26 protein-coding genes and 1 pseudogene are annotated in these 20,522 nt (G+C 64.8%); 15 read left to right on the top strand and 12 right to left on the bottom strand.

Annotated features, from left to right (window positions below):
* Positions 1 to 312 precede the first annotated feature (312 nt).
* Positions 313 to 798, top strand: a complete 486-nt coding sequence (locus AB0L82_RS41525) for a hypothetical protein (RefSeq protein WP_364650315.1) — start codon at positions 313 to 315, stop codon at positions 796 to 798.
* A gap of 17 nt (positions 799 to 815) precedes the next feature.
* On the opposite strand, the gene AB0L82_RS41520 is transcribed toward AB0L82_RS41525, so the two are convergent.
* From AB0L82_RS41520 to AB0L82_RS41510, 3 genes are read right to left on the bottom strand one after another with little or no spacing between them, the layout of a single operon-like run.
* Positions 816 to 1,328: a hypothetical protein gene (locus tag AB0L82_RS41520; protein WP_364650312.1), complete on the bottom strand. Its 513-nt coding sequence runs from the start codon at positions 1,326 to 1,328 to the stop codon at positions 816 to 818.
* A 25-nt stretch (positions 1,329 to 1,353) separates the two neighbouring features.
* A complete protein-coding gene (locus tag AB0L82_RS41515; RefSeq protein WP_364650309.1) occupies positions 1,354 to 1,662 on the bottom strand; it encodes a hypothetical protein in 309 nt (102 codons plus the stop codon).
* A gap of 37 nt (positions 1,663 to 1,699) precedes the next feature.
* The gene (locus tag AB0L82_RS41510; RefSeq protein WP_364650306.1) at positions 1,700 to 2,389 is read right to left on the bottom strand and encodes a DJ-1/PfpI family protein; all 690 of its coding nucleotides are present in this window, start codon (positions 2,387 to 2,389) and stop codon (positions 1,700 to 1,702) included.
* 206 nt (positions 2,390 to 2,595) lie between these two features.
* Here AB0L82_RS41510 and AB0L82_RS41505 point away from each other — a divergent pair, with 206 nt between their 5' ends.
* Together AB0L82_RS41505 and AB0L82_RS41500 are read left to right on the top strand one after the other, a co-directional pair.
* The gene (locus tag AB0L82_RS41505; RefSeq protein ID WP_364650303.1) at positions 2,596 to 3,534 is read left to right on the top strand and encodes a helix-turn-helix domain-containing protein; all 939 of its coding nucleotides are present in this window, start codon (positions 2,596 to 2,598) and stop codon (positions 3,532 to 3,534) included.
* A gap of 148 nt (positions 3,535 to 3,682) precedes the next feature.
* Positions 3,683 to 4,150, top strand: a complete 468-nt coding sequence (locus AB0L82_RS41500; RefSeq protein ID WP_364650300.1) for a MarR family transcriptional regulator — start codon at positions 3,683 to 3,685, stop codon at positions 4,148 to 4,150.
* Positions 4,151 to 4,246: 96 nt separating this feature from the next.
* Here AB0L82_RS41500 and AB0L82_RS41495 read toward each other — a convergent pair whose 3' ends face one another.
* The 5 genes from AB0L82_RS41495 to prpD form a co-directional block, all read right to left on the bottom strand.
* Positions 4,247 to 4,567 (bottom strand): helix-turn-helix transcriptional regulator, encoded by a 321-nt coding sequence (locus AB0L82_RS41495; RefSeq protein WP_364650297.1) that lies wholly within the window; start codon positions 4,565 to 4,567, stop codon positions 4,247 to 4,249.
* Positions 4,568 to 4,649: 82 nt separating this feature from the next.
* Positions 4,650 to 5,330: a response regulator transcription factor gene (locus AB0L82_RS41490; protein WP_364650294.1), complete on the bottom strand. Its 681-nt coding sequence runs from the start codon at positions 5,328 to 5,330 to the stop codon at positions 4,650 to 4,652.
* Between the two features lie 461 nt (positions 5,331 to 5,791).
* Positions 5,792 to 6,916 (bottom strand): bifunctional 2-methylcitrate synthase/citrate synthase, encoded by a 1,125-nt coding sequence (locus tag AB0L82_RS41485; RefSeq protein WP_364650291.1) that lies wholly within the window; start codon positions 6,914 to 6,916, stop codon positions 5,792 to 5,794.
* The gene (gene prpB / locus AB0L82_RS41480; RefSeq protein ID WP_364650288.1) at positions 6,916 to 7,830 is read right to left on the bottom strand and encodes a methylisocitrate lyase; all 915 of its coding nucleotides are present in this window, start codon (positions 7,828 to 7,830) and stop codon (positions 6,916 to 6,918) included. Before prpB ends, AB0L82_RS41485 begins: the two co-directional genes overlap by 1 nt.
* On the bottom strand, positions 7,831 to 9,333 hold the full coding sequence (gene prpD / locus AB0L82_RS41475; protein ID WP_364650285.1) for a 2-methylcitrate dehydratase PrpD: 1,503 nt from the start codon (positions 9,331 to 9,333) through the stop codon (positions 7,831 to 7,833).
* Between the two features lie 424 nt (positions 9,334 to 9,757).
* Here prpD and AB0L82_RS41470 point away from each other — a divergent pair, with 424 nt between their 5' ends.
* Positions 9,758 to 10,159, top strand: a complete 402-nt coding sequence (locus AB0L82_RS41470; RefSeq protein ID WP_364650282.1) for a hypothetical protein — start codon at positions 9,758 to 9,760, stop codon at positions 10,157 to 10,159.
* Between the two features lie 58 nt (positions 10,160 to 10,217).
* Here AB0L82_RS41470 and AB0L82_RS41465 read toward each other — a convergent pair whose 3' ends face one another.
* Entirely contained in the window at positions 10,218 to 10,871 is a 654-nt protein-coding gene (locus tag AB0L82_RS41465) for a TetR/AcrR family transcriptional regulator (RefSeq protein ID WP_364650279.1), read from the bottom strand.
* Between the two features lie 86 nt (positions 10,872 to 10,957).
* Between AB0L82_RS41465 and AB0L82_RS41460 the strand changes: the two genes are divergently transcribed.
* The 4 genes from AB0L82_RS41460 (at position 10,958) to AB0L82_RS41445 (ending at position 13,410) form a co-directional block, all read left to right on the top strand.
* The gene (locus AB0L82_RS41460) at positions 10,958 to 11,713 is read left to right on the top strand and encodes an alpha/beta hydrolase (RefSeq protein ID WP_364650276.1); all 756 of its coding nucleotides are present in this window, start codon (positions 10,958 to 10,960) and stop codon (positions 11,711 to 11,713) included.
* 119 nt (positions 11,714 to 11,832) lie between these two features.
* Positions 11,833 to 12,225: a VOC family protein gene (locus AB0L82_RS41455; protein WP_364650273.1), complete on the top strand. Its 393-nt coding sequence runs from the start codon at positions 11,833 to 11,835 to the stop codon at positions 12,223 to 12,225.
* On the top strand, positions 12,222 to 13,097 hold the full coding sequence (locus AB0L82_RS41450; RefSeq protein WP_364650270.1) for a sigma-70 family RNA polymerase sigma factor: 876 nt from the start codon (positions 12,222 to 12,224) through the stop codon (positions 13,095 to 13,097). Before AB0L82_RS41455 ends, AB0L82_RS41450 begins: the two co-directional genes overlap by 4 nt.
* Positions 13,098 to 13,164: 67 nt before the next feature.
* Positions 13,165 to 13,410, top strand: coding sequence for a hypothetical protein (locus tag AB0L82_RS41445; RefSeq protein WP_364650267.1), 246 nt, complete (start codon positions 13,165 to 13,167; stop codon positions 13,408 to 13,410).
* 119 nt (positions 13,411 to 13,529) lie between these two features.
* On the opposite strand, the gene AB0L82_RS41440 is transcribed toward AB0L82_RS41445, so the two are convergent.
* Positions 13,530 to 13,718 (bottom strand): DUF1508 domain-containing protein, encoded by a 189-nt coding sequence (locus AB0L82_RS41440; protein WP_364650264.1) that lies wholly within the window; start codon positions 13,716 to 13,718, stop codon positions 13,530 to 13,532.
* 563 nt (positions 13,719 to 14,281) lie between these two features.
* On the opposite strand from AB0L82_RS41440, the pseudogene AB0L82_RS41435 reads away from it, so the two are divergent.
* The 7 genes and pseudogenes from AB0L82_RS41435 to AB0L82_RS41405 all read left to right on the top strand — a co-directional run.
* Positions 14,282 to 14,428 (top strand): annotated as a pseudogene (locus tag AB0L82_RS41435) (NAD(P)-binding protein); the annotation flags it as partial.
* Positions 14,429 to 14,481: 53 nt separating this feature from the next.
* Complete coding sequence (locus AB0L82_RS41430) at positions 14,482 to 15,342, top strand: SDR family NAD(P)-dependent oxidoreductase (protein WP_364650261.1); 861 nt, start codon at positions 14,482 to 14,484, stop codon at positions 15,340 to 15,342.
* Positions 15,343 to 15,788: 446 nt separating this feature from the next.
* Positions 15,789 to 16,199 carry a DUF4189 domain-containing protein gene (locus AB0L82_RS41425; RefSeq protein ID WP_364650258.1) on the top strand — a complete coding sequence of 137 codons (411 nt, stop codon included), beginning with the start codon at positions 15,789 to 15,791 and terminating at the stop codon, positions 16,197 to 16,199.
* Positions 16,200 to 16,401: 202 nt separating this feature from the next.
* Positions 16,402 to 16,887, top strand: a complete 486-nt coding sequence (locus AB0L82_RS41420) for a GNAT family N-acetyltransferase (RefSeq protein WP_364650256.1) — start codon at positions 16,402 to 16,404, stop codon at positions 16,885 to 16,887.
* 322 nt (positions 16,888 to 17,209) lie between these two features.
* Positions 17,210 to 17,413, top strand: coding sequence for a hypothetical protein (locus tag AB0L82_RS41415; protein ID WP_364650253.1), 204 nt, complete (start codon positions 17,210 to 17,212; stop codon positions 17,411 to 17,413).
* Positions 17,414 to 17,719: 306 nt separating this feature from the next.
* Positions 17,720 to 17,896, top strand: coding sequence for a winged helix-turn-helix transcriptional regulator (locus AB0L82_RS41410; protein WP_364650386.1), 177 nt, complete (start codon positions 17,720 to 17,722; stop codon positions 17,894 to 17,896).
* Between the two features lie 161 nt (positions 17,897 to 18,057).
* The gene (locus tag AB0L82_RS41405; RefSeq protein WP_364650250.1) at positions 18,058 to 18,396 is read left to right on the top strand and encodes a hypothetical protein; all 339 of its coding nucleotides are present in this window, start codon (positions 18,058 to 18,060) and stop codon (positions 18,394 to 18,396) included.
* Positions 18,397 to 18,466: 70 nt separating this feature from the next.
* Here AB0L82_RS41405 and AB0L82_RS41400 read toward each other — a convergent pair whose 3' ends face one another.
* Together AB0L82_RS41400 and AB0L82_RS41395 are read right to left on the bottom strand one after the other, a co-directional pair.
* Positions 18,467 to 19,186 (bottom strand): hypothetical protein, encoded by a 720-nt coding sequence (locus AB0L82_RS41400; RefSeq protein WP_364650247.1) that lies wholly within the window; start codon positions 19,184 to 19,186, stop codon positions 18,467 to 18,469.
* Between the two features lie 26 nt (positions 19,187 to 19,212).
* The gene (locus AB0L82_RS41395; protein ID WP_364650245.1) at positions 19,213 to 20,505 is read right to left on the bottom strand and encodes a YqgE/AlgH family protein; all 1,293 of its coding nucleotides are present in this window, start codon (positions 20,503 to 20,505) and stop codon (positions 19,213 to 19,215) included.
* Positions 20,506 to 20,522 lie beyond the last annotated feature (17 nt).

The raw sequence follows: 20,522 nt of genomic DNA, 5'->3' as shown, positions 1-20,522 counted from the left end.
TCCTCGACGGCCCCGACACGGTCGCGCAGGCTGCGGACGACCTGGTCCGGCAATTGAGCCGGTTGCTGCAGCGGGTCCGCAGTTATGCGGAGTCCCACGCAGACTCGGCCCCAGATCTATCAGCGCGTGCAGTTGCCGCCGAGACCGAGGGCGAGACGTTCCTGATCTTTCGGCAGAAGTTCCTCGAGGTAGCCCGCAGCGCACTCGATGAGATCATCGACCTCGGCAGACGGGGAGCGAGAAGCTCGAGGAGATCAATCAGCTCGAGTCCAAGTCTGTGCCGGTGACAAGCGGTTCCGCAGAATCGGGGTCATGAGGCGAGCAATTATCGGTGGTGGGATCGCGGTCGGGGTCGGCGTGGGGATCATGGCGCTCGGGGCGGGAAATGCCGCCGCGGAGACATTCTCACCCGATTACTCGCAGGTGGCCAATGGGCAGGGATACGACCGGAGTCAGTTGTTGACCCCGGGGTTCTCGCCGGTTCAGGTGCCGGAGGTAGCGGTGGAGAACCTGCCGGGAGCGACCACCGTTGTGGCACATCCGTTCATCGCGCCATGGGTGCACGAGGTGGTACCGGTTCCGGCGGGCACGGCGGTGGAGTTGCGCGGGGCCGCGCGAGTCCAGATTCCCAATGCCGGTGGTGGCGTGGGACAGTCGCTGGTGATCAACCCCAACGGGCACTGCGTGTTCGCGGGTCCGGGAGCCGAACCGACGGCGCTGGATGCGACGGCGCTTGCGCCCGTTCGCGTGGATACCCCGTACTTCGATCTGGTGATCGAGCCGACGCTCTACCGATGATGGCGACTGCTCGGTCGCTACCGCGCGCCGGGCCGCACGATCATCAGCACGACCACCACCGCCCACAGCAGGTTGTAGATCCCGGCCAGCACGCCCAGCGTCCGCAGGCGTTGCCCGTCGTCGGGCTTGTTCAGCGCCTCGCGCTGGATGGGATGGATGAACGCCGCGAGCAGAACACCCGCGGAGAACGTGAGCGCCATCGCCAGGGTGATCCAGATTTCGCCCGATCGGCCCTGTAGGAACGCCAGGATGATGCCCACGACGGGAACAATCAACGCCAGCACCGCGTAACGACCGGTAATGCGGTGAAACGCGTTCGCCACGTTGATATTTCGCTCATCCGATCCAGCCGCGCCGGCCAATGGCGCATAGCGCGGGAACAGGCTCGCGGCGACGGCGGACCCTCCGACGAAGATGATCCCGGCCAGCACGTGTATCGACAGCAGTGCTTTCTGCATCGCTTCCCTTCCACCCTTCAGTTCGACTGAAGCATAGCGATAAGTGACAGTCTGACTGTCAGTTGTGTTCATGGTCACCGCCGACCGCGCGCGCCCCCTATGAAGGCCGCGTGCGCCGCTGTCCGATGACTTTCGAGGCGGGCAGGCGTCCGGCTTTTGCTGTGCCGCTGAGGGTTTCGCCCTCAATGGTTACCGCGAAGGCCAGGTTCAAGCGCATGGGTTTCGTCACCGCCTGTTTCCAGGTGAGTTGGTCACCGTTGAGGGCGAGATCGCGCAGTGGGACTTGCTCGCCCGCGCCCTGGGCGGTTCCGGACAGCAGATCGCTTTCTTGGTGGAGTTCGACTTCGGCTTTGATTTTGCCGATCGGAGTCGAGATGGTCAGGTCCCAGGTGCCTTCGACTGGCATAGGTCATTTCCTCACAAGTGTTGAGATCAACGATGTTTCAGAGGGCTGCGGGCTCGGGACCGCGTCGGCTCCACACGGTGCCGCGGCGCTCATGTGCGAAGAGTCTTTCGACCGCGTGCGCGATCCGCGGACCTACTTCGCGTTCGAGCAGGTAGAGACCCAGGTCGAGTCCGGAAGTGACGCCCGCACCGGTCACCAGGTCGCCGTCATCGACGACGCGGGCGTCGACTACGTGCACCCCGGTGGCATCGAGCATGTCCAGGCCCAGGTGATGGGTTGTGGCGTAACGGTTTTCGAGCAGACCAGCCATGGCGAGCACGAGTGATCCACCACATACGGCCGCGACGGTCACCTCGGGGTTGTCCATCGCGGCCGCCAGCAGTGCGGGCAATTCGGTGGTCAGGGTGCGGCCCAGGAGCACCGGGATGAACTCGTCCCGACACCATTCGCCCTCTCCCACAACCTGATCAGGCACTTCCCCCGGTTCTCCGACACGACCCGACGCACCCGGGATCAGAATCACCCCGGCGCGGTCCGGGTCCAGCATCGCGGTGGCACGCAATGCCAATCCCCCTGTGCCACTGATCACTTCACGCGAACCTTCGACCGAGACCAGTTCAACGCTCACCGTGCCCGCCGATGCGGTGCCGCCCGCGTACAGCACTTCGTACGGGGCGATGACGTCGAGCGGGTCGAAGCCGTCGAACAGGACGATCTGAACGTGCATAGGTAGCTCTCCTCGAGGTGACTCCCCCGGTCCGTACCGGGTCGCCCCAGACGCTATTGCGCCGCCGTCCACACCCCCAGTGGCAATAGCGACACATATCAACGGATTAGTGACAGGCATGTCCTAGTGGACCTGAGCTGCAAGAATTGCCATGGACCGCACTGCATCGGCGCTGACCGGTCGAGGCGATCAGGTACGTTCCTGCCATGCACACCGTCGCTGTTCTCGCGGTGGATCACGTGATCCCCTTCGATCTGTCCACGCCGATCGAGGTCTTCACCCGCACGCGACTGCCCGACGGCCGCCCCGGCTACCGAGTTCGCGTCTGCGCCGAGCAGCCGGAGATCGACGCGGGCGCGTTCACCGTGCATGCGCCGTGGGGACTGGACGGACTCGCGAGCGCGGACACGATTTTCATCCCCGGCACCTCCGAGCCCGCCATCACCCTCTCGCCGCCGGTCATCGAGGCACTGCTCGCCGCGGCCCGGGCGGGCACCAGAATCGCCTCGATCTGCACCGGCGCGTTCGCATTGGCGAGCACCGGACTCCTGGATGGCCTGCGCGCCACCACGCATTGGGTCGCGGCGGCCTCATTGGCCGCGGCGTACCCACGGGTCGAGGTCGACCCCGAGGTCCTCTACGTCGACAACGGCCAGTTCCTCACCTCGGCCGGTGCGGCGGCGGGATTGGACCTGTGCCTGCACATGATCCGCCGCGATTACGGTTCGGCCGTCGCAGCGGACGCGGCACGCTTGTCCGTGATGCCCCTCGAACGCGAAGGCGGACAAGCGCAATTCATCGTCCACGACTTCGCGCCGACACCGAGCGGTTCAGCCCTGGAACCGATACTGGCCTGGTTACACGAGAATCTGCACGCCGAACTGTCCCTCGCCGACATCGCGTCCCACGCGGGACTGAGCACCCGAACCCTCATCCGCCGATTCCGCGAACAAACCGGCACCACCCCGCTGCAATGGCTGCACCACGCCAGAATCCAACGCGCACAACATCTTCTGGAATCCACCCAGCATTCGATCGAACGCATCGGCGCGCAGGTCGGTTTCGGTTCCCCGACCGCCTTCCGCGATCGCTTCAAACGAACCACCGGCGTGAGCCCGAACAGCTACCGCCGCTCCTTCAGCTGATATTCGGCTCACCCGCGCGCTCTATGAATACCGCCGTCGGTCCACCACACGATCGGCCGACCCTCGGCGTAACGGCCGCGGGTGGTTATCTAGGTGCACTGACCCCGATGCGTCCTCGGTGGCGCAGCACGACGAACGGAGACCGATCTTGTCGCTACCCTCCCGGCCCGACCAGCGCCCGGACCCCGGGACCGAACCCGGCGGCACCGCACTGCTGCTGGTCATCGTGGGCCGCCGGTTGCGGGAGCGCCTGGACGAATCACTCACCGATATCGGAATCACCATGCGCCACTTCAGCGCCCTGGGTCATCTCGCCCACCGCAGCGACCTGTCCTATAGCGATCTGGCCCGCCGCTCGGGCGTGACCACCCAGAGCATGCGCGCGACCGCCGCGCATCTCGAGGAGCTCGGGGCGGTGGCCGCCGTCGCCGCCGGCAAGGGCCAACGGGCTCGGCTCGAACTCACCCCGGCCGGGCACGAACTGCTCCAACAGGCCAAACAACTCACCGCCGCAGCCGAAGCCGACGCGTTCGAACGCCTCGACCTCGACACCCGCGCCGCCCTGAGCCGCGCCCTGCCCGCGGTCATGACACAGCTCGCCGCAATCTCCGCGTAAGTCGGGCAGACCCGGGTTTCAGCATTCCCACGCGTCGACTGGACAGCGAATCACAGTTAACGGCAACCAGTTTGGAGCGGTGCTGCGGCCAGGCTCTCACCCAGGTAGTCGAGCATCACGGGAAGTTCGGCGACTGCCGCCTGTGCGTGCCAGGGGTACATCGGGAACCGACTCATCGACACAGTCGAGGTAGTCCACCGGTACATCGAAGAACCGCGCCAGCCGCGCCAGGACAGCGTGTGACGGGCGGAGACGCAGTCCAGCTCTGAGATGAGCCAAGTACACCGGCGACATCGGCCATTCGGTACCGGACAGGCGGGAGGCGAGGTCCTGGTCGGTCAGCGCGTGGCCGTTGTCGCGTTCCCATTGCGCGTACAGAACGTTCAGCCGATCCGCCAGCACACTCACGATCCGCATCCGCACTCCTTTGACGATCCAATTCGCCGGCCCACCGCGGAACTCTCGGTGACCCGGGCACCGATTTCGGCGCGGGCGGTCATCAGTGGCCGCCGTCACCCGCGGTCGTCCACGGCAGCTGCGACGCGAAGAGAGCTGCCCGCGTTCTGCTTTCGAGACCCAACTTGATCAGCAGGCGCGATACGTAGTTCTTGACCGTGTTCTCGGACAGAAACAGCTGTTGCGATATCTGTCGATTGGTCAGACCGTGACCGAGGAGCTCGAGGAGTTTGCGCTCGGATTCGGTGAGGTGATCCGCGGAGGGACCCTCGTTTTCCGAGCGCAGGGCGGCCATCATCACTCTCACCGCGCGATTGTCGAAGCTGGATCCGCCGTTACCTATCCGGCGAACAGCCTCGACGATCGCGGTGCTCCCGACATCCTTCACGAGGTAGCCGCTTGCCCCCGCCTCCACCGCCGCCAACATCGCGCGCTCATCGGCACTCGAGGTGAGTATCAGGCAGCGCAGATCCGAACGCGCGGACCGCAGTTCCCGGCACAGATCGATTCCGCTCCCGTCCGGGAGTCGGATATCGAGCACCGCCACATCCGCGTCATACGTCGCAAGCCCGGCCAGCGCGGCAGCGTAGCCGCCCGCTTCACCGACAATGCGCATACCCGACTCCGCGCCGATGAGGTTGCGAAGGCCCATACGGACTATCTCGTGATCATCCACGACGAAGACGCGCAGGTCCGAGACAGAGGGGACGGATTCCCGCGACATGGGCCGATCTCCATATCCGAGCCGGGCCGAGGCGGCACACGGAGGCGGTCGAGTTGACGGTGGACAGCGGCGTGGTCGCGAACCCGAATCGGTATCGAGACAGTGTCTCCGGCAACGGCGAACGCTCTTGACGGCACCGTGCCCCAGCAGTCCTGCGGCCAACCCGGATCAGGCTGCTCGATGCCACGCAGCTCACCGAGGGGTGTACCCAGATTGCTGACTGCTAGCGACAATGCCTCGAGAGGCCTGGACTGTCTAGGGACCTTCGTAACTTTTCGCAGCGATGGCCCGCCGAGATCCGTGTTATCCGATCGGATCGCAGCGATCGATCTCGCACGGCACCGCGAGTGGTCCACTGTTGCTAGCAGAGTGCTGAATGAGCGAAATCCTCAGTTATGGCGGCCGACTCACCAGCCCCGGCGATACGGCCTCGGACGTGTCGGATCGACTGGCGTACCTTGTCAGGCGACGACGGAACGCTGTGGCACACCGATGTATTCGCTCAGCGGCCGGATCAGGGCGTTGGATTCGCCCTGTTCGATGATGTGGGCTGTCCAGCCGGTGATGCGGCTCATCACGAAGATGGGCGTGAACACCTCGATATCGAACCCGAGCAGGTAATACGCTGGGCCGGTGGGGAAGTCGAGGTTCGGCTTGATGCCGGTGGCCTCGACCATGGTGCGCTCGAGGATCTCGTACATGGCCACCCACTGCTGTCCGCCGGTGGCGGCGGCGATGTCCACGAAGGCCTTCTTCATGGTCGGCACCCGGGAGTCACCGTTCTTGTAGACCCGGTGGCCGAAGCCCATCACCTTTTCCTTCTCGGACAGCTTGTTTCGCATCCACGCCTCGGCCAGCGCGGGATCGCCGATCTCGATCATGTCGTGCATGACCGCCTCGTTCGCACCGCCGTGCAGCGGGCCCTTGAGCGCGCCGATGGCGGCGGTGACCGCGCTGTAGATATCGGACAGCGTGGAGGTGACCACGCGCGCGGCGAAGGTGGAGGCGTTGAAACTGTGCTCCGCGTACAGGATCAGCGATACCTCGAACGCCTTGACCAGCTCCGGGGCGGGGACCTTCCCGAAGCACATGTTCAGGAAGTTCTCCGCGAAGCCCAGATGCGAATGCGGGGCAATGGGATCCAGGCCGTGGCGGCGGCGGTGGTCGGCGGCCACGATGGTGGGCAGCACCGCCATCATGCGAAGGGCCTTGGCGCGTTTGGCTTTCGGTGAATTGTCGTCCTCGGCGGGATCTTCCGCGCCCAGGTAGCTGATCGCGGTGCGCACCACATCCATCGGATGGCAGTTCTCGGGCAGCTTGGTCACCAGCGACAGCAGCGAACGATCCGCGCGCCGGGATGCGCGCTCCTGCTGCAGGAACTGCGCCAACTGGGTGTCATTGGGCAGTTCGCCGTACCAGAGCAGGTAGGCGACCTGTTCGAAACTGCAGTTGGCGGCCAGATCCTGGACCGCGTAACCACGGTAGGTCAGGGAGTTGGTCTCGGGCACGACCTTGGAGATGGCGGTGGTGTCGACGACAACGCCGGCGAGACCCTTGTAGATGGCCGGTACCGTGGTATCCGTCATCACTGATTCCTTCCCAGAGTGAAATTGAATATGTCGGAATCGAATTCGTTGTAGCGCTCGTACCGCAGCAACTCGTACAGGCGGCTGCGGTGCTGCATACGGTCGAGCAATTCGGCCTGGGTTCCGCTGGCGAAGATCTCGCGCAGTCCGGTCTCGGCGGCGTGCATGGCCAGGCGCAGCGTGGTCACCGGATAAATGACCGCGTTGTAGCCGATCTTCTCCAGCGTGGCCGCCGCGATCAGCTCGGACTTGCCGAACTCGGTCATGTTGGCCAGCAAGGGAATCGAGACCGCGGCGCGAAACTTCTCGAAATCGGCCTCGGTATTGAGCGCCTCGGTGAAGATCAGGTCCGCGCCCGTGTCGGCGTAGGCCTTGGCGCGTTCGATGGCCGCGTCGATGCCCTCGATCCCGGCGGCATCGGTGCGTGCGCAGATGATGAAGTTCGGATCGCGGCGCGCGGCGACGGCCGCGCCCAGACGCCGAAGCATATCCTCAACTGGCACAACGGCTTTACCGTCGAGATGCCCGCAGCGCTTGGGATTGACCTGGTCTTCCAAATGCATACCCGCGATCCCGGCGTCCTCCATCACCGTGACCGTGCGGGCCGCGCTCATGGGTTCACCGAAACCGGTGTCGGCGTCGATGAGTACCGGCAGATCGGTGACCCGCGCGATCTGCTGACCGCGTCCGGACACCTCGGTCAAGGTGGTCAGGCCGATATCGGGCAGACCGAGATCGGCCGAGAGCACCGCGCCCGAGACATAGACGCCCTCGAACCCGATCTCCTGAATCAGCTTGGCCACCAAGGGATTGAACGCACCGGGCAGACGCTGAATCCTGCCCGAGTTCAGCCCCGCCTTGAATGCGAGGCGCTTATCGGCGGCCGAGGTGCTTGCGGCGAGTAGTCCTGTCATTCAGAACAGCCCCTTCGGGGACTTGGGCGCGCGGGCGAGCACATCGGCCGAGACGGTGAAGGTGAGCTGCGACAGCTCCCCCGCGGACAGGTCGCCCGTGCGCTGGGCCACCTCGAGGAAACGATCCTGTTCGGCGGACTCGATGACGCCCTCGGCCAGGGTGCGGAACTTGGCGATGTACTGATCGCGGGCAAACGGCTTGGCGCCCAGCGGATGTGCGTCGGCGACCGCGAGCTCGTCGACGATGACCTCACCGCTCTTCAGGGTGACCTCGGCGCGCGCGCCGAACGCCTTCTCGTTCGGATCGGTCGAGTGGTAGCGCCGGGTCCATTCGGCGTCCTCGGCGGTGGCGATCTTGTTCCACAGCTCGATGGTGTCCGGGCGCTGCGCGCGCTCGGGGGCGTAGGACCGCTCGTGATGCCAGGTGCCGTCCTGCAGCGCGACCGCGAAGATGTACATGATCGAGTGATCGAGGGTTTCGCGAGAAGCCTTGGGGTCGAACTTCTGCGGGTCGTTCGAGCCGGTGCCGATCACATAGTGGGTGTGGTGGCTGGTGTGCAGCACGATCGAGGCGATCTGGCTCAGGTCACCGATGCGCTCGCGCAGCCGGAACGCCAGATCGATCGGGGCCTGGCTCTGATATTCGGCGGAGTGTTCCTTGGTGTAGGTGTCCAGGATGCCGCGCTTGGGCTCGCCCGGACCGGGCAGCGGCACCGAGTATTCGGCGTTCGGGCCGCCGAGCAGCCACGCGATCACGCCGTCCTCGCCCTCCCAGATGGGCGAGGGCGCGCCTTCACCGCGCATGGCGCGGTCCACGGCCTCAACGGCCATCTTGCCCGCGAACGCCGGGGCGTACGCCTTCCAGCTGGAGATCTCGCCCTTGCGGGACTGCCGGGTGGCGGTCGTGGTGTGCAGGGCCTGGCCCACGGCCTGGTAGATGGTCTCGGTGTCCAGTCCGAGCAGGGTGCCGATACCGGCCGCGGCCGCGGGGCCCAGGTGCGCCACATGGTCGATCTTGTGCTCATGCAGGCAGATCGCGCGCACCAGGTCGACCTGGATCTCGTAACCCGTTGCCAGACCGCGAATCAGGTCGCGACCGGTGCGCCCGGCGTGCTGCGCCACCGCGAGGATGGCGGGAATGTTGTCGCCGGGGTGCGAGTACTCCGCGGCCAGGAAGGTGTCGTGGAAGTCCAACTCGCGCACCGCGACTCCATTGGCCCACGCCGCCCACTCGGGCGAGTACGAGCCGTCGACGCCGAAAACCGTTGCGCCGGGCTGATACGGGTGGCTCAGCGCCTGGGCGCGAGCGTTGGCGACCGGGCGGCGGGTGATGGACGCGGCGGCGACGGCGGCATTGTCGATGATCCGGTTGACGATCATCTCTTCGGTCTCCGGGCCGACCTGCACGGCGTCCGCGGCAACCTCGGCGATCCGCCAGGCAAGGTGCTCTTCGCGCGGGAAGGTCTCGGCGGAGCGGTGGGTGCGAACGAGATGATTCTTCACGGTCAGAGTCCTCCAGAGATTTGTTTTCACCGATGCACTTCGCACGCTACGCAGCGCCGCAACCGGCGCATATCCTCCGCAAGTGCCTATTTTTGCGGAAGCGAAGTTGTGAATTTGCGAAGGTTGTGGAAATCGGCGTCGGTGGATCGACCGCATCCGGAAGAAGTGTGTGAGCGGTGTGCCGTTGGACGACAACAGTTCTCAGGACATCACTGATATCCCTCTGATGTATTACCCCGCGTCGTGCGTGTGCAGCCACATGAGTCGCTCGGCCAACTTCACCAGTGTGCCGAGTCGTCGGCTCAGATGGGCTCGCTCCGTTGACCTTTCGAGGATTTACGCGTCCGCGTTCATGTCACCGGAGCCGAGTACATTTGCTGCCGCACGCGTGTTCGGCGCGATGTATTCGAGTCAGGGAGTTGCTTTGGTACGGAACGTTTTCCGCGCGGGGGTGCTGGCGGCGACGCTGGTGTCATTGGGGATCAGCGGAGCGCAAACAGGTTTCGCGGCGAATTCAGGCAGTGGATCGACCCCGGAACCGCCACTGGTCACACTCAAGCCGGGCGGTGTCATCCACGTCGATGCCCCCGCCGACGGCTCGGGCTGGACCTGCAAGGGCATGAGCCTGCTGCCGCCCGTCACCCAGACGGCCCGGGTGAGCAACAAGCCGGTGTCGACCGGCTCGGCGATGCTGGACTCCACGCCGTGGCTGGCATCGGTGGACCTGCAATTCCCGCCCAGCGCGACGGTGCTGTGGGAATGCAGCACTCCCGGTTCGGGCAACCGGACCATCAAGTCCGAGGGCGTCCTGCAGACCCTGCCCTGAGGCTCGAGTATCGGCCGCCCGCACTGACCGCAGCAGTCAGTGCGGGTGTGCCGCAACATCACTCATGTACGCGACCGACTGCGGCTGAGCTCCGGGACATTGGCGAGGTGACCTGCGGACAGATCAGCTCGCGTGCCAGGCGTGCGGTCGTGAGGAGGTCCTCGCGCGCAGTGCCGAGGTTGGATTGGACGGATAGTCCGTCCCAGATGGCTTGGATGAGCTTGGTCAATGCCGCCGCGTCGGTGTCGGCGGGCAGGTCGCCGTCCCGGATCGCTTGTTGGATGCGTTCGAGGAGGGTTTGTTCGTTGGAGTGGCGGAGTTCGGCGATGTAGGCGGTGGTGTCGAGCGTGCTCGGGCTGTCGATCATCACGGCGCTGTTGATGAGGCAGCCGGGGTGCGTATCGCCGGGTTGAGTGAACTCGTGAGCGGAGTCGACGAGGAGGCGGTCGATCACCGATCGAATGTCCTTCTCCGCCACGGCCTGTTGATGGATCTCCCGGTACCGCTCGGCATAGGTTCGCACCGCTTCCTCGAACAGTCCGGCTTTGCTGCCGAAAGCGGCGTAGAGGCTGGAGGTGGACAGGCCGAGCGTGGTCGTCAGATCTCGGGTCGAGGTGCCGGAGTACCCGCGCCGCCAGAACAGCCGGGCCGCTTCGAGAATCGCGTGTTCGCGGTCGAAAGCACGTGGTCGTCCACGCTGTCGCTCGGGCATGATTAGCAATTGTAGAGCATTTGATCCATAATCCGATTGTGGAGCGATCGATTCAAAAGATACTGCCGGTCGGCAAGCACAGCCGCGTGACGGTCGATATTTACGGAGATCCCGATACTCCTGGCCTGGTGGTCGTCCCCGGCGTGATGAGTGATGCGCACGCCTGGCGCCACGTCGCGCATGCCATCGACGCCTGGCCATCAGTGGCGGTCGTGAACCGGCGGGGCCGCATGCCCTCCGGGCCGTTGACCGATGAGTACTCGATGGGCAGCGAAGTCGTGGATCTCGGCGCGGTCATCGACGAACTCGGCGGTCCGGCAACCCTTTTCGGCTGGAGCTACGGTGCCTTGATCGCGTTGCTGGCCACCAACGACCGTCCGATGCGCCACGTAATCGCCTACGAGCCGGTGATGCGGCCGTTCGGCGCTCACGCGCTACCGGCATTGAAAGACGCTACCGCACACCAGGATTGGGATCGCTGCGTCGAGATCGTGAATCGGCAGATCTCTGGATTCCCCGCGGCGCAGGTCGAAACCCTCAAGGCCGATCAGGCCGGGTGGGCGACCTTACGCCGTCTGAGCGAGCCGCTGTACGCCGAGGTGACCGCGCTCAACACGACTTCGATGCCGGACGCGCTGGCGCGACAGGCAGACCGGGTGGATTTGATCATCGGCCGGAACAACCTCGGCGCGGCTCCGTACGGCACCTCGTTCGACGATGTCCGGCAACGCATCACCCACGCCGAGGTTCACGAACTACCCGGCCAGGGCCACCTCGCCCACATCGAGGCCCCTGCACTCCTCGGCCAACTGCTCAACGACCTCGGACCAGGGCGGACGTAGCGAACCCATCGCCGAAAAGGCGCCGAGGCTCGTCCTGTTACCTTCCCCAGCGGGCGCTCGTCATATGTGCGACGACCGAATTCGAGGGTCGTCGCATTGACGAGCGAATGGAGAACGCGATGTTGACCAACATCATGTACGTGACGATCTACGTCACCGATCAGGACCGTGCGCTGGAGTTCTACACCCAGCGGCTCGGGCTGGAAAAGCGGATCGACTTCGCCGGGCCCGACGGGCGTTTCCTCACCGTCGGTGTTCCCGACAGCCCGGTGCAGATCATCCTGTGGCCGCACGAGGCATCCGCGGGACAGCCGACCGCCGCGGGCGGGGACGCCGCGCCCGGTCCGCTCATCCTCGAATCCGATGATCTGCGAAAGGATTTCGAGATCCTCCGCGAACGCGGCGTCAGCTTCGAGACTTCCGAACCCGAGGACTATCCGTTCGGGGTCCGCATCGAGGCATCGGACCCGGACGGCAACCGCATCTCGCTCCGTCAGCAGCGCAAGCCGTGACCGCCCGCTCATCCGACGTCGTCGCCGAGACATTCCAAGCCCAGCGTGATCGGTTGCGCGCCGTCGCGTACCGCGTGCTGGGTTCGCACGTCGACAGTGAGGACGTGGTCCAGGAGGCGTGGATGCGCACGGTCCGCCAGGACACGGCGACCATCGACAACCTCGCGGGCTGGCTGACCACGGTGGTCGGCAGAATCAGTCTGGACCTGCTGCGCTCGCGCCGATCCCACCCGGAAACCTCCTACGGACAAGAGTTTCCGGACTTCGTGGTGACGCCGGACGACGACCCGACGCCGGATGAGCAAGTGGCGCTGGCCGATTCGGTCGGCCTCGCGCTGCTCGTCGTGCTCGATTCGCTCGCTCCAAGCGAGCGCCTGGCATTCGTCCTGCATGACATGTTCGCGATCCCGTTCCACGAGATCGGCCAGATCCTGGGCAAATCCACCGACGCCACCAAAATGATCGCAAGTCGCGCTCGCCGCAAAGTCCAAGCCGGGGAACGGCAGACGAGTGCCGGTCGCGCACACCGACAGGTCATTCACGCCTTCCACGCCGCTGTCCAGGGCGGTGACTTCGAAGCGCTCCTTCGTGTGCTCGACCCGAATGTGAAACTGACCGTGGACACCCCCGACGGCGCGGTGATCACGCTCGGTGCCACCAAGGTCGCCGCCGGTGCCCGCATGTTCTCCGGGGAGGTCGGCCGCCACCGGCCCGTGCTGGTCAACGGCGTCGCCGGGCACATGTCCTGGCGGCCCGACGGAACCCCCCTGTCGGTCATCGCCTTCACCGTCGCCGCGAGCCGGATCACCGCAATCGACATCGTCGTCGACCCGGCCAAACTCGCCTCGATCCACCTGCCCGACCTGGCCTGAGTGTCGTATCGCCAATGAATCCTGGGCACGGTTATCCGCATGCGGGTTCCGGGCCAGGTCCGGCCGGGTGGGGTTCTGCATCGGCATCAAGACCCTGGCCGGCTCCGAGGTCAAATGCAACGGCGTCGTCATGGTCGAGGGCGGCAAACCATGCGGCACAGCGCAACTCGACCGGGCGGCCAAACGCGACGAGGATGTCTCGAAGGCGTGGAAGGCAATTGCCGCCGGACTGGGCGCGACGATCGTATGTGGCGGCGGTGCAATAAGTTTGGCGGTGTACTCGATCCGGCGCGATCGCACCCCGGCTCACTGATTGTCCGCGGACGGTTATTCGAAAGGGGCCGGACCCCTTGCGGGGATCCGCCAGAAGCGAAGCAGGAGCAGACCGCCGTGGCCCAGACAATCGATGCTCCGGGCCACGACGCCCGGAACCTACTTCGCGTCAGTCAGATCGACCACTGCCGCACCGGCCGCATTGGTCTGCACCGACGCAATGCCCTTCTTCGCCGCATCCCTGCTCGCATACGCCTGACTCTGCGCGATGACCTCACCATTGCCGGCCTTGAGCCGCCACCGGAACTTATCGGCCGCGTCCGCGAACAGTTCGAATTTGCCTGCCATGACTACCTCGTCCCACTACATAGAGAAACGCGCATCTGACAGAAGGTCAGCGTAAGCGTGCCAGTCCCGACCGGTCGGCATTGACATGCACGACGTTCGGAATACTCGAGTCGCGGCACGAAAGTGCATTGTCAGCCGTGGCAATAGACCCGTACCAGGACCGTGTCGTCAGGAAGCGCCGCCAGGTAGTCGTCATTGCCGCGCGGCGGTATCGGGCAGTCGGGCTCGTCTTCGTAGGCTGTGTGCTCGTCCCAGCCCTTTATGCCAGCAGACGCCGCTCTCCTCGACACACCCGTCGTGGCATAAAGTCCAGCAACCCGGCTCCGAGAAACCCAGGGCAGACCAAGCCATCCGAAAAAGCGGGGGAACCTCACCCCCGTGCGCGTGGTTATTCCGTGCACGCAACACTGTCATGCACATTCGGACATTCCGTGCCGCCCTCCCAGGTGCGAACGTTGGCCCATGCCCCTTCCACCAGGATCGTGCCGGATCGCATTCGGCGGTCGTCTCCGACGCAATGGACACCCTGGAGTGGGGCGTGACCAACCCCCATGCACCACAACATGATTCAGCGCAGCATTTTGATCTCCGGCGCGAGCATCGCCGGACTGACGCTCGCGCACTGGCTGGGCCGGCACGGATTCGCAGTGACCGTCGTGGAGCGTGCGCCCGTGCCGCGGCCCTGCGGCCATGTCCAGGTTGTAGACGTTGCCTCGCCTGACACTCGTAGCTGCGCATCGGCAGCCTGAAAGGAAACTCGAGAATGAACAACGAAACCACCGTAGACCGCGAGGTTCCACGGATCGCTCTGGTCACCGGCGGTAATCAAGGTTTGGGGCTCGCCCTGGTGCGCCGGTTGTGTCAGCACCTTCCGGAGGGGTCAACGGTCTATCTCGGCGCGCGTAACCTCGAGCGTGGCCGGGGCGCCGTCGCCGAGCTCGCGACCGAGGGGCTGCGTTCGAGGCTGATCGTGATCGACGTAACCGACGGAACATCGGTGCGGGATGCGGCCGCAGCCATCCGCGAACGCCACGGGGGCATCGACATAGTCATTTCCAATGCGGCCGCGCGGATTTCGCCGGACCGTGACAATGCCGCACAGGTGCGTGGGTTCGTCGACACCAACAACCGCGGCGCGATCCGCATGATCGAAGCATTCGGACCGCTGTTGCGCGACGGCGCGCGATTCGTCTTGGTAGCAAGCTTCTTCGGCACCCTCACCCAGCTCGATCCCACATTGTGGGACCGCTTCGAGCGGCCCGGAATCACTCTCGCCGACATCGAGCGCACGATGGACGAGTACGTCACGGCAGTCGAAGCCGACAAGGCAACAAGCGACGGCTGGCCCGACTGGATCAATATCCCCTCCAAGGTCGGCCAGGTCGCGGCGGCCCGAATCATGGCCCGCGCCTTGCCGTCCGGCCGCGACATCCTCGTCAACGCGGCGTGCCCCGGCCTGGTCGACACGGACGCGTCGCGGCCATGGTTCGACAACATGGCCGAAGCACTCAGTCCCGATGATGCCGCCATCGACGTCGTCTGGCTCGCAACTCTGCCGACGGGCACTACCGAACCACACGGTGAACTCGTGCAGTACCGGAAGGTGATTCCCTTCCGACGATGATCACTGCCCGGGCCGGATATCCCAGACCGGCGGGACGGACATCGGTGGCTCGAGTCGCGGCAGCGGGCGATGCCGCCGCGGCGCCGGACAGCAGGAACACCGGGTTCAATCGGGTGTTTCGACTCATCGGTTTCGTTGTCGGGGTGCCTATTTCGCCGACGGTCTTTCTCGCTGCGATCGGCTCGTCGGCGGCAGGCGGGCGGATGTGAGGGGATCCGATTTCGAGTTCAGCGTGCGGTGCATCATGGCTGATCTACTGGCACATCTCACACCGGGTCTCGCCGAATCGATTCGCATCGCCGAATCCCCGTTCGATACGGCCGCTCGACCTTTCGCCGCAATGATCTTTGCCCTGCCCCCAAGACTTGGGGCGATCTCGAGTCCATTCGCTGCGGTATCTTCCATGCGATCGCCGCACCTGGTCGGCGCGCAGAGGAAGCAGCCACATGTTCAACAAATCCTTTGCGGCCGCCGCCCTCTCGGTGAGCGCCGCTTCCGTTCTCGCGGCACCGCCTGCCACCGCCGACCCGGTCAACTGGGGCGCCGTTTCCCTCAGCGCGTGGGGCAACGTCTACGCGTTTTCGGTCAACCACCCGACCGAAGCCGACGCCATTCGAGCCGCCGACCGAACGTGCAAGGGGCAGGGCATCATCGACTGCCACATGATGGTGACATTCGCGAATGGCTGCGGTGCAGTCGTGACGAGTCCGCTCGCGATCGTCGCGGGGTTCCCGATCGTGGGCTTCGGTAAGGGCGCGACCCCGGGAGAGGCATACGCGGACGCGACCCGCAACCTGCCCACCGGCACCGGAAGTGCCGGCTCGTTCAATCGCGAACATGCCTGCACCCAGCCTTGATCCAGGTCCATCACGGTCCTCGACATAGTGTGCGTTGCCGGAAGCTAGATGACCTCGGCCCGTTGATCCTCGGACCTGTCGCGGGGCCGGTTCGGACCGCCCGCCACGCGGCACTAGCGGATGCGATGAGCTGCAGGGAAATTCGTCAGCTGACAACAATGACCGTATGACTCCGACGCCGGACCGACATTCAGGCTGGGTCGTGGCTCCGACCCCGGTGCGACACCCCGAAGCTGCTGCTCTGCTGCGGGACTACTACGTCGAGGTCGCCGATCGCTATCGCCTGCTACATCTGGGACGCCGATCGACAGTGGCCGAACTGGACCGAGAGCTCACTGCCGACCCCGCTGACGACTTGGTCCCACCCCACGGCCTGTTCATTCTCGGCCGATTCAACGGTGATCCGGTCGCATGCGTGGGTCTGCGCGCACTCGGCCACGATGTCGTCGAATTGACCCGGGTGTTCGTTCGGCGGCGATGGCGTGGAATCGGCGGTGGCCGACACCTGCTGACCGCTGCGGAAACCGCCGCCACCGCCCTCGGTGCGACAAGGGTTGTGCTCGATACCCGACTGGATTTGGTCGAGGCCCGAGCCCTGTACCGCCGCAACGGCTATGTGGAGATCCCGGCGTACAACACCAGCGACTATGCCGAGGTCTGGTACGGCAAGTCGTTGAGTTGCCCCTGACCCCAGGTCCGCAACACGGCAAAGAGCGCGCGTCGGGAAGCTGCTGTCGGCCAACCGGTTTGGATAACCGACCAACGCGCGGGTTGCGGCAGTACAGTGCGTTCGCCGAGCCGCTATCATCACACCATGTTTGACATGATCTCCAGCCGAAAGGCCCGTGCCGCGTAACCGCCCACGCGAGGTCCGCGCTCGCGCTGCGATGCGACGCCGATCCCAAAGCGCCGAGCACGTCATCGACGGCCTGTCTTCGTCTGCACTAGCCGAGATAGATCGCCTGGAACGCACCCGAAATTACCTGCAGGCGGGGGACGTCGGAAGAGCTGTGCGTCTGTGGAAGAACCACGTTCGCCTTCCCACGCGCGAACTGTGGCTCTACTACGAGTACGGCGATGTGCACGACTTCTGTTGTGGCAGTCCAGTAGAGGCCCGTCACCTTCTCGAGGTCGTGATCGCGGCACTGTCACCGCGCGGGGCCCGCGAGCTACGCGTGATCATCGGTCGACTCGATGCCCTGCTGGAATCTTGACCGACCCGCACATGCTCCGCCATTGCCGTGCTCTGCCGAAGGATGAACAGTTTCAGCCATTGATCTTTCGAGGCGGTGGGTCGGTCGGTTCGGTCAGCCTGCAATTCGGCATCATGACGCTTTCCGCCCACCTCGGATGGAACAGCCAGTTGGCCCTCCGCGGTACCGCGCCGGGCCGGTTCGAACAGCGCGGTATGCGGACTGGACCCATGCGGGGCGCATACAGGAGCGCAAAAGGCCGTCGGATGATTCAACGATGGTGCACGGAAACAATTGCGCAAGAGCAGTTTCCATTAACGCGACGCGCTGCTGGTTCGCACCGTCTCTCCCACCGTGCCACCCAAGGTCGAATACGTCGCCACCGATATGGCGCGCGAGCTGTACGACCACCTGCTCGACCCCACCGATTGGGCCGAACGCCAACGTCCCACGATCGCCCGCGCCCGCGAAGCCCACAACCCCGACCCACGGCACCGCTCATAGGGTGCGGCAACGGCGGATATTGACGGATCAAGGATCGAGATTGGCTGACCGAGGATTTCGACACCGCCGCCAAAGCAATCGGGAGATCGATCGCACTGTGGGACTGGCCGCGCTGCTGTTCTGGGGAGAGGTTTTTGAGGGTCGAGGAGTTCAGCGACGGAATGGTTGACATCACTGGTTCCGCATCGGAATTCGCAGAGCTTGCTGCCGTGGTGGCCCGGGGCGAGGGGAGAGTCGAGACCGAGGATCTCGTTGCAGTGGAGATTCGTTCGGATGTTGGTCCTGGACTGCTGGTCCGGGTCGACAAGCCGCGCCGAGTGCTGCTAATGGTGGGCGATCGGGAAAGCCGTGCGCTGCTGGCGGAGGATCTTCGCGATGTGGGGTCCATGACCGAGGGCGGACATCAGCACATCGAGTACTCCGCAGAGTTCGGCTACCTGCGGGAAGGTTCGGCCCCTGTGGTTCTCAACAGTCCGCACGGGGGAATGCCGCGCTCGTAGCGCCGATCCTCGAACCCGGCAGGGCCCCTATCGGTGAGTTGCGAAACACCGCACGGTCATCGGTGCGGGTTCAGGCGGTCATCGCTGCCGCCAATTCGGCGCACAGGCCCGCGAGTTCGGAGGAACGGATCCGGGGCGCATCCGGTGAATCGGCGTTGTGCCACGCTACATCTCGTGCCGTTCCGATGGGCCGGGTGAAGACGTGTTGATGGAGGTGGACCCCAGCAACGCTCAATCCCGCGACGAAGGTGAACACATGGGCGGGTGCCAGGACCTGCCGCAGTGCGCTGATCGACGAGCGGACAGTGCGAGCGAAGGCAACGGTCTCGGTGTCGTCGAGTTGATCAAGTGTCGCAACGTGGCGTCGAGGCTCCACGAACAGATATCCCGGCCGGACCCAGTCTTCCTGCGGTGGACGGTGAGTCACCACCACCAGCTCATCCACGTGCACAATCGGGCTCACCAATGGCCCGGTCCCGTTGTGTTTGTCGCAGATCACGCACCCCCACATACAGGTGACGATATCGCTGTGCTCGCGGTACCGCCCATCCTCGGAGCGATCTTCGACAAAGCACGGGCACACCTCGCTGGTCTGCTGAGTCCAGGCGGGTCGCGGCACGGGGTTGCGTTGGGAAGCTGTTGTTGTCCAACCGGTTTGGACGGCCGACCAACGCGGGTCGCGGCAATATGGTGCGTTCGGCTGACCACGGCCTTGCCGGTCTGAACAGTCTTGTAAACGGTGCGGACTCAGGCGGTCATCGCCAGGGTCGCGGCTGACGACAACAAACACAGAGGTTCGCGGCTTCTCGGATCGGGTCAGTCCGTAGTGGTATGCGATGCCTTCTCGGAGTCCAGCATTCGGGTAATCGAGTCGATGAAGCCGCGGCAGTAGTCCCGGGTGGCATACGCCTCCAGGTCGAGAGGGGCTGGGTTCTCATGCGGTGTCGCCGTGCCGTGTTCCAGCAGTTGGCGCAGATTCGCGCGCAAGATTACCCACGGGTAGTGATGATCGCGTTGACACTCGTCGCATCGGATAACCTGACCGACGATGCCGCGTGGTTCGAGAATCGCCTGCGCCAGTTCTACGTCGGCAAGGTCTTCTCGAACGATCAGTCGTTCGTGTTCATTCAGCGGATCCGCAGATTCGGGTGACAGATCGCGCGAACGGAGCAGTTCGTCGACCTCCGCGGTGCTCGCGGTGAGATCGTTGAATACCGTGTCGTCACCGAGTTCCGCCAAGCCGTTATCGCGATATCCCCGGCAGTAATCCCAGCTGACATAGGAATTGCGAGCAAGCGGATCCGGCGGCACATGCCGACCAACCTGGCCGTCGCGGAATAGATACAGAAGTCGCACCCGCAGCTGGTCCCAGTCGTAATACTGTTCGTCGAGATTGACGCCGCGGATTCCGTACGGCGACAACAATATCGCGAACTCGCTCAGATCGTCGAGGTCCTCCAGTACCGACTGCCGCTCGTCGGCGTTCAACGGAGTTGGCGCGCCGGCTTCGCCCACCGATGGAGAAGCCTGATATGTGCGGCTGAACGCGTGCGACCACAGGTCCATGTGCATGGGATAGAGCAGATCCGAGAACAACGCGGGCGCGACGTGCCAGGCGCCGTCGTCCACTGCGCGTTGCAATTCGCCGGTCGACCAGCCGCAGTAACCGGTGAAGATCCGCACACCGTGGATGAGCGGGCGGATGCTTTCCGGATCGGCCTCGAGATCGACCTGGGCGATACGTCGGTCGAGGCGGCGCACTCCGGGCACGCCGTCGAGTTGCACGTTGCCCCGTAGCGCTGCCAGGCACAAGGTCGAGTCCGGTTGCGCGGGACCACCGATGCCGAGCACGTGAGGTGTCGTCGCGAGATCCGCCCACTCGGGCAGTGAGTCGTGCACCGAGGCCATGCCCGGCCGATTGAGTACGACACCGATACTGCCGTGCTCATTGTGTTGCACCAGGTAGATCACCGTACGCTGGAGTGTGGGCTCACTGAGATCGGGTGCGGCCACCAGCAAGACGCCGTTACCCTGCGCGATGGTCGGCGGCAGCAGCCGACGAGTGGTCGGTGGCTGCTGGGTATCGACAACGTCCGCTGTGGCTGACATCGCCTGCGCTGTGCGCC

The organism is Nocardia sp. NPDC052001 (genome assembly GCF_040680615.1).
Classification (GTDB): domain Bacteria; phylum Actinomycetota; class Actinomycetes; order Mycobacteriales; family Mycobacteriaceae; genus Nocardia.
The sequence above is the reverse complement of the archived record's forward strand: the minus strand, read 5'-3'. Positions and strand labels throughout refer to the sequence as shown.

Coding starts and splice junctions, on each gene's coding strand:
- prpB (WP_364650288.1), bottom strand. CDS start 7,830: ATGACAGGACTACTCGCCGCAAGCACCTCGGCCGCCGATAAGCGCCTC.
- AB0L82_RS41405 (WP_364650250.1), top strand. CDS start 18,058: ATGGTTGACATCACTGGTTCCGCATCGGAATTCGCAGAGCTTGCTGCC.
- AB0L82_RS41425 (WP_364650258.1), top strand. CDS start 15,789: ATGTTCAACAAATCCTTTGCGGCCGCCGCCCTCTCGGTGAGCGCCGCT.
- AB0L82_RS41455 (WP_364650273.1), top strand. CDS start 11,833: ATGTTGACCAACATCATGTACGTGACGATCTACGTCACCGATCAGGAC.
- AB0L82_RS41515 (WP_364650309.1), bottom strand. CDS start 1,662: ATGCCAGTCGAAGGCACCTGGGACCTGACCATCTCGACTCCGATCGGC.
- AB0L82_RS41510 (WP_364650306.1), bottom strand. CDS start 2,389: ATGCACGTTCAGATCGTCCTGTTCGACGGCTTCGACCCGCTCGACGTC.
- AB0L82_RS41485 (WP_364650291.1), bottom strand. CDS start 6,916: ATGACGGATACCACGGTACCGGCCATCTACAAGGGTCTCGCCGGCGTT.
- AB0L82_RS41505 (WP_364650303.1), top strand. CDS start 2,596: ATGCACACCGTCGCTGTTCTCGCGGTGGATCACGTGATCCCCTTCGAT.
- AB0L82_RS41440 (WP_364650264.1), bottom strand. CDS start 13,718: ATGGCAGGCAAATTCGAACTGTTCGCGGACGCGGCCGATAAGTTCCGG.
- AB0L82_RS41495 (WP_364650297.1), bottom strand. CDS start 4,567: ATGCGGATCGTGAGTGTGCTGGCGGATCGGCTGAACGTTCTGTACGCG.
- AB0L82_RS41395 (WP_364650245.1), bottom strand. CDS start 20,505: ATGTCAGCCACAGCGGACGTTGTCGATACCCAGCAGCCACCGACCACT.
- AB0L82_RS41520 (WP_364650312.1), bottom strand. CDS start 1,328: ATGAACACAACTGACAGTCAGACTGTCACTTATCGCTATGCTTCAGTC.
- AB0L82_RS41490 (WP_364650294.1), bottom strand. CDS start 5,330: ATGTCGCGGGAATCCGTCCCCTCTGTCTCGGACCTGCGCGTCTTCGTC.
- AB0L82_RS41465 (WP_364650279.1), bottom strand. CDS start 10,871: ATGCCCGAGCGACAGCGTGGACGACCACGTGCTTTCGACCGCGAACAC.
- AB0L82_RS41430 (WP_364650261.1), top strand. CDS start 14,482: ATGAACAACGAAACCACCGTAGACCGCGAGGTTCCACGGATCGCTCTG.
- AB0L82_RS41525 (WP_364650315.1), top strand. CDS start 313: ATGAGGCGAGCAATTATCGGTGGTGGGATCGCGGTCGGGGTCGGCGTG.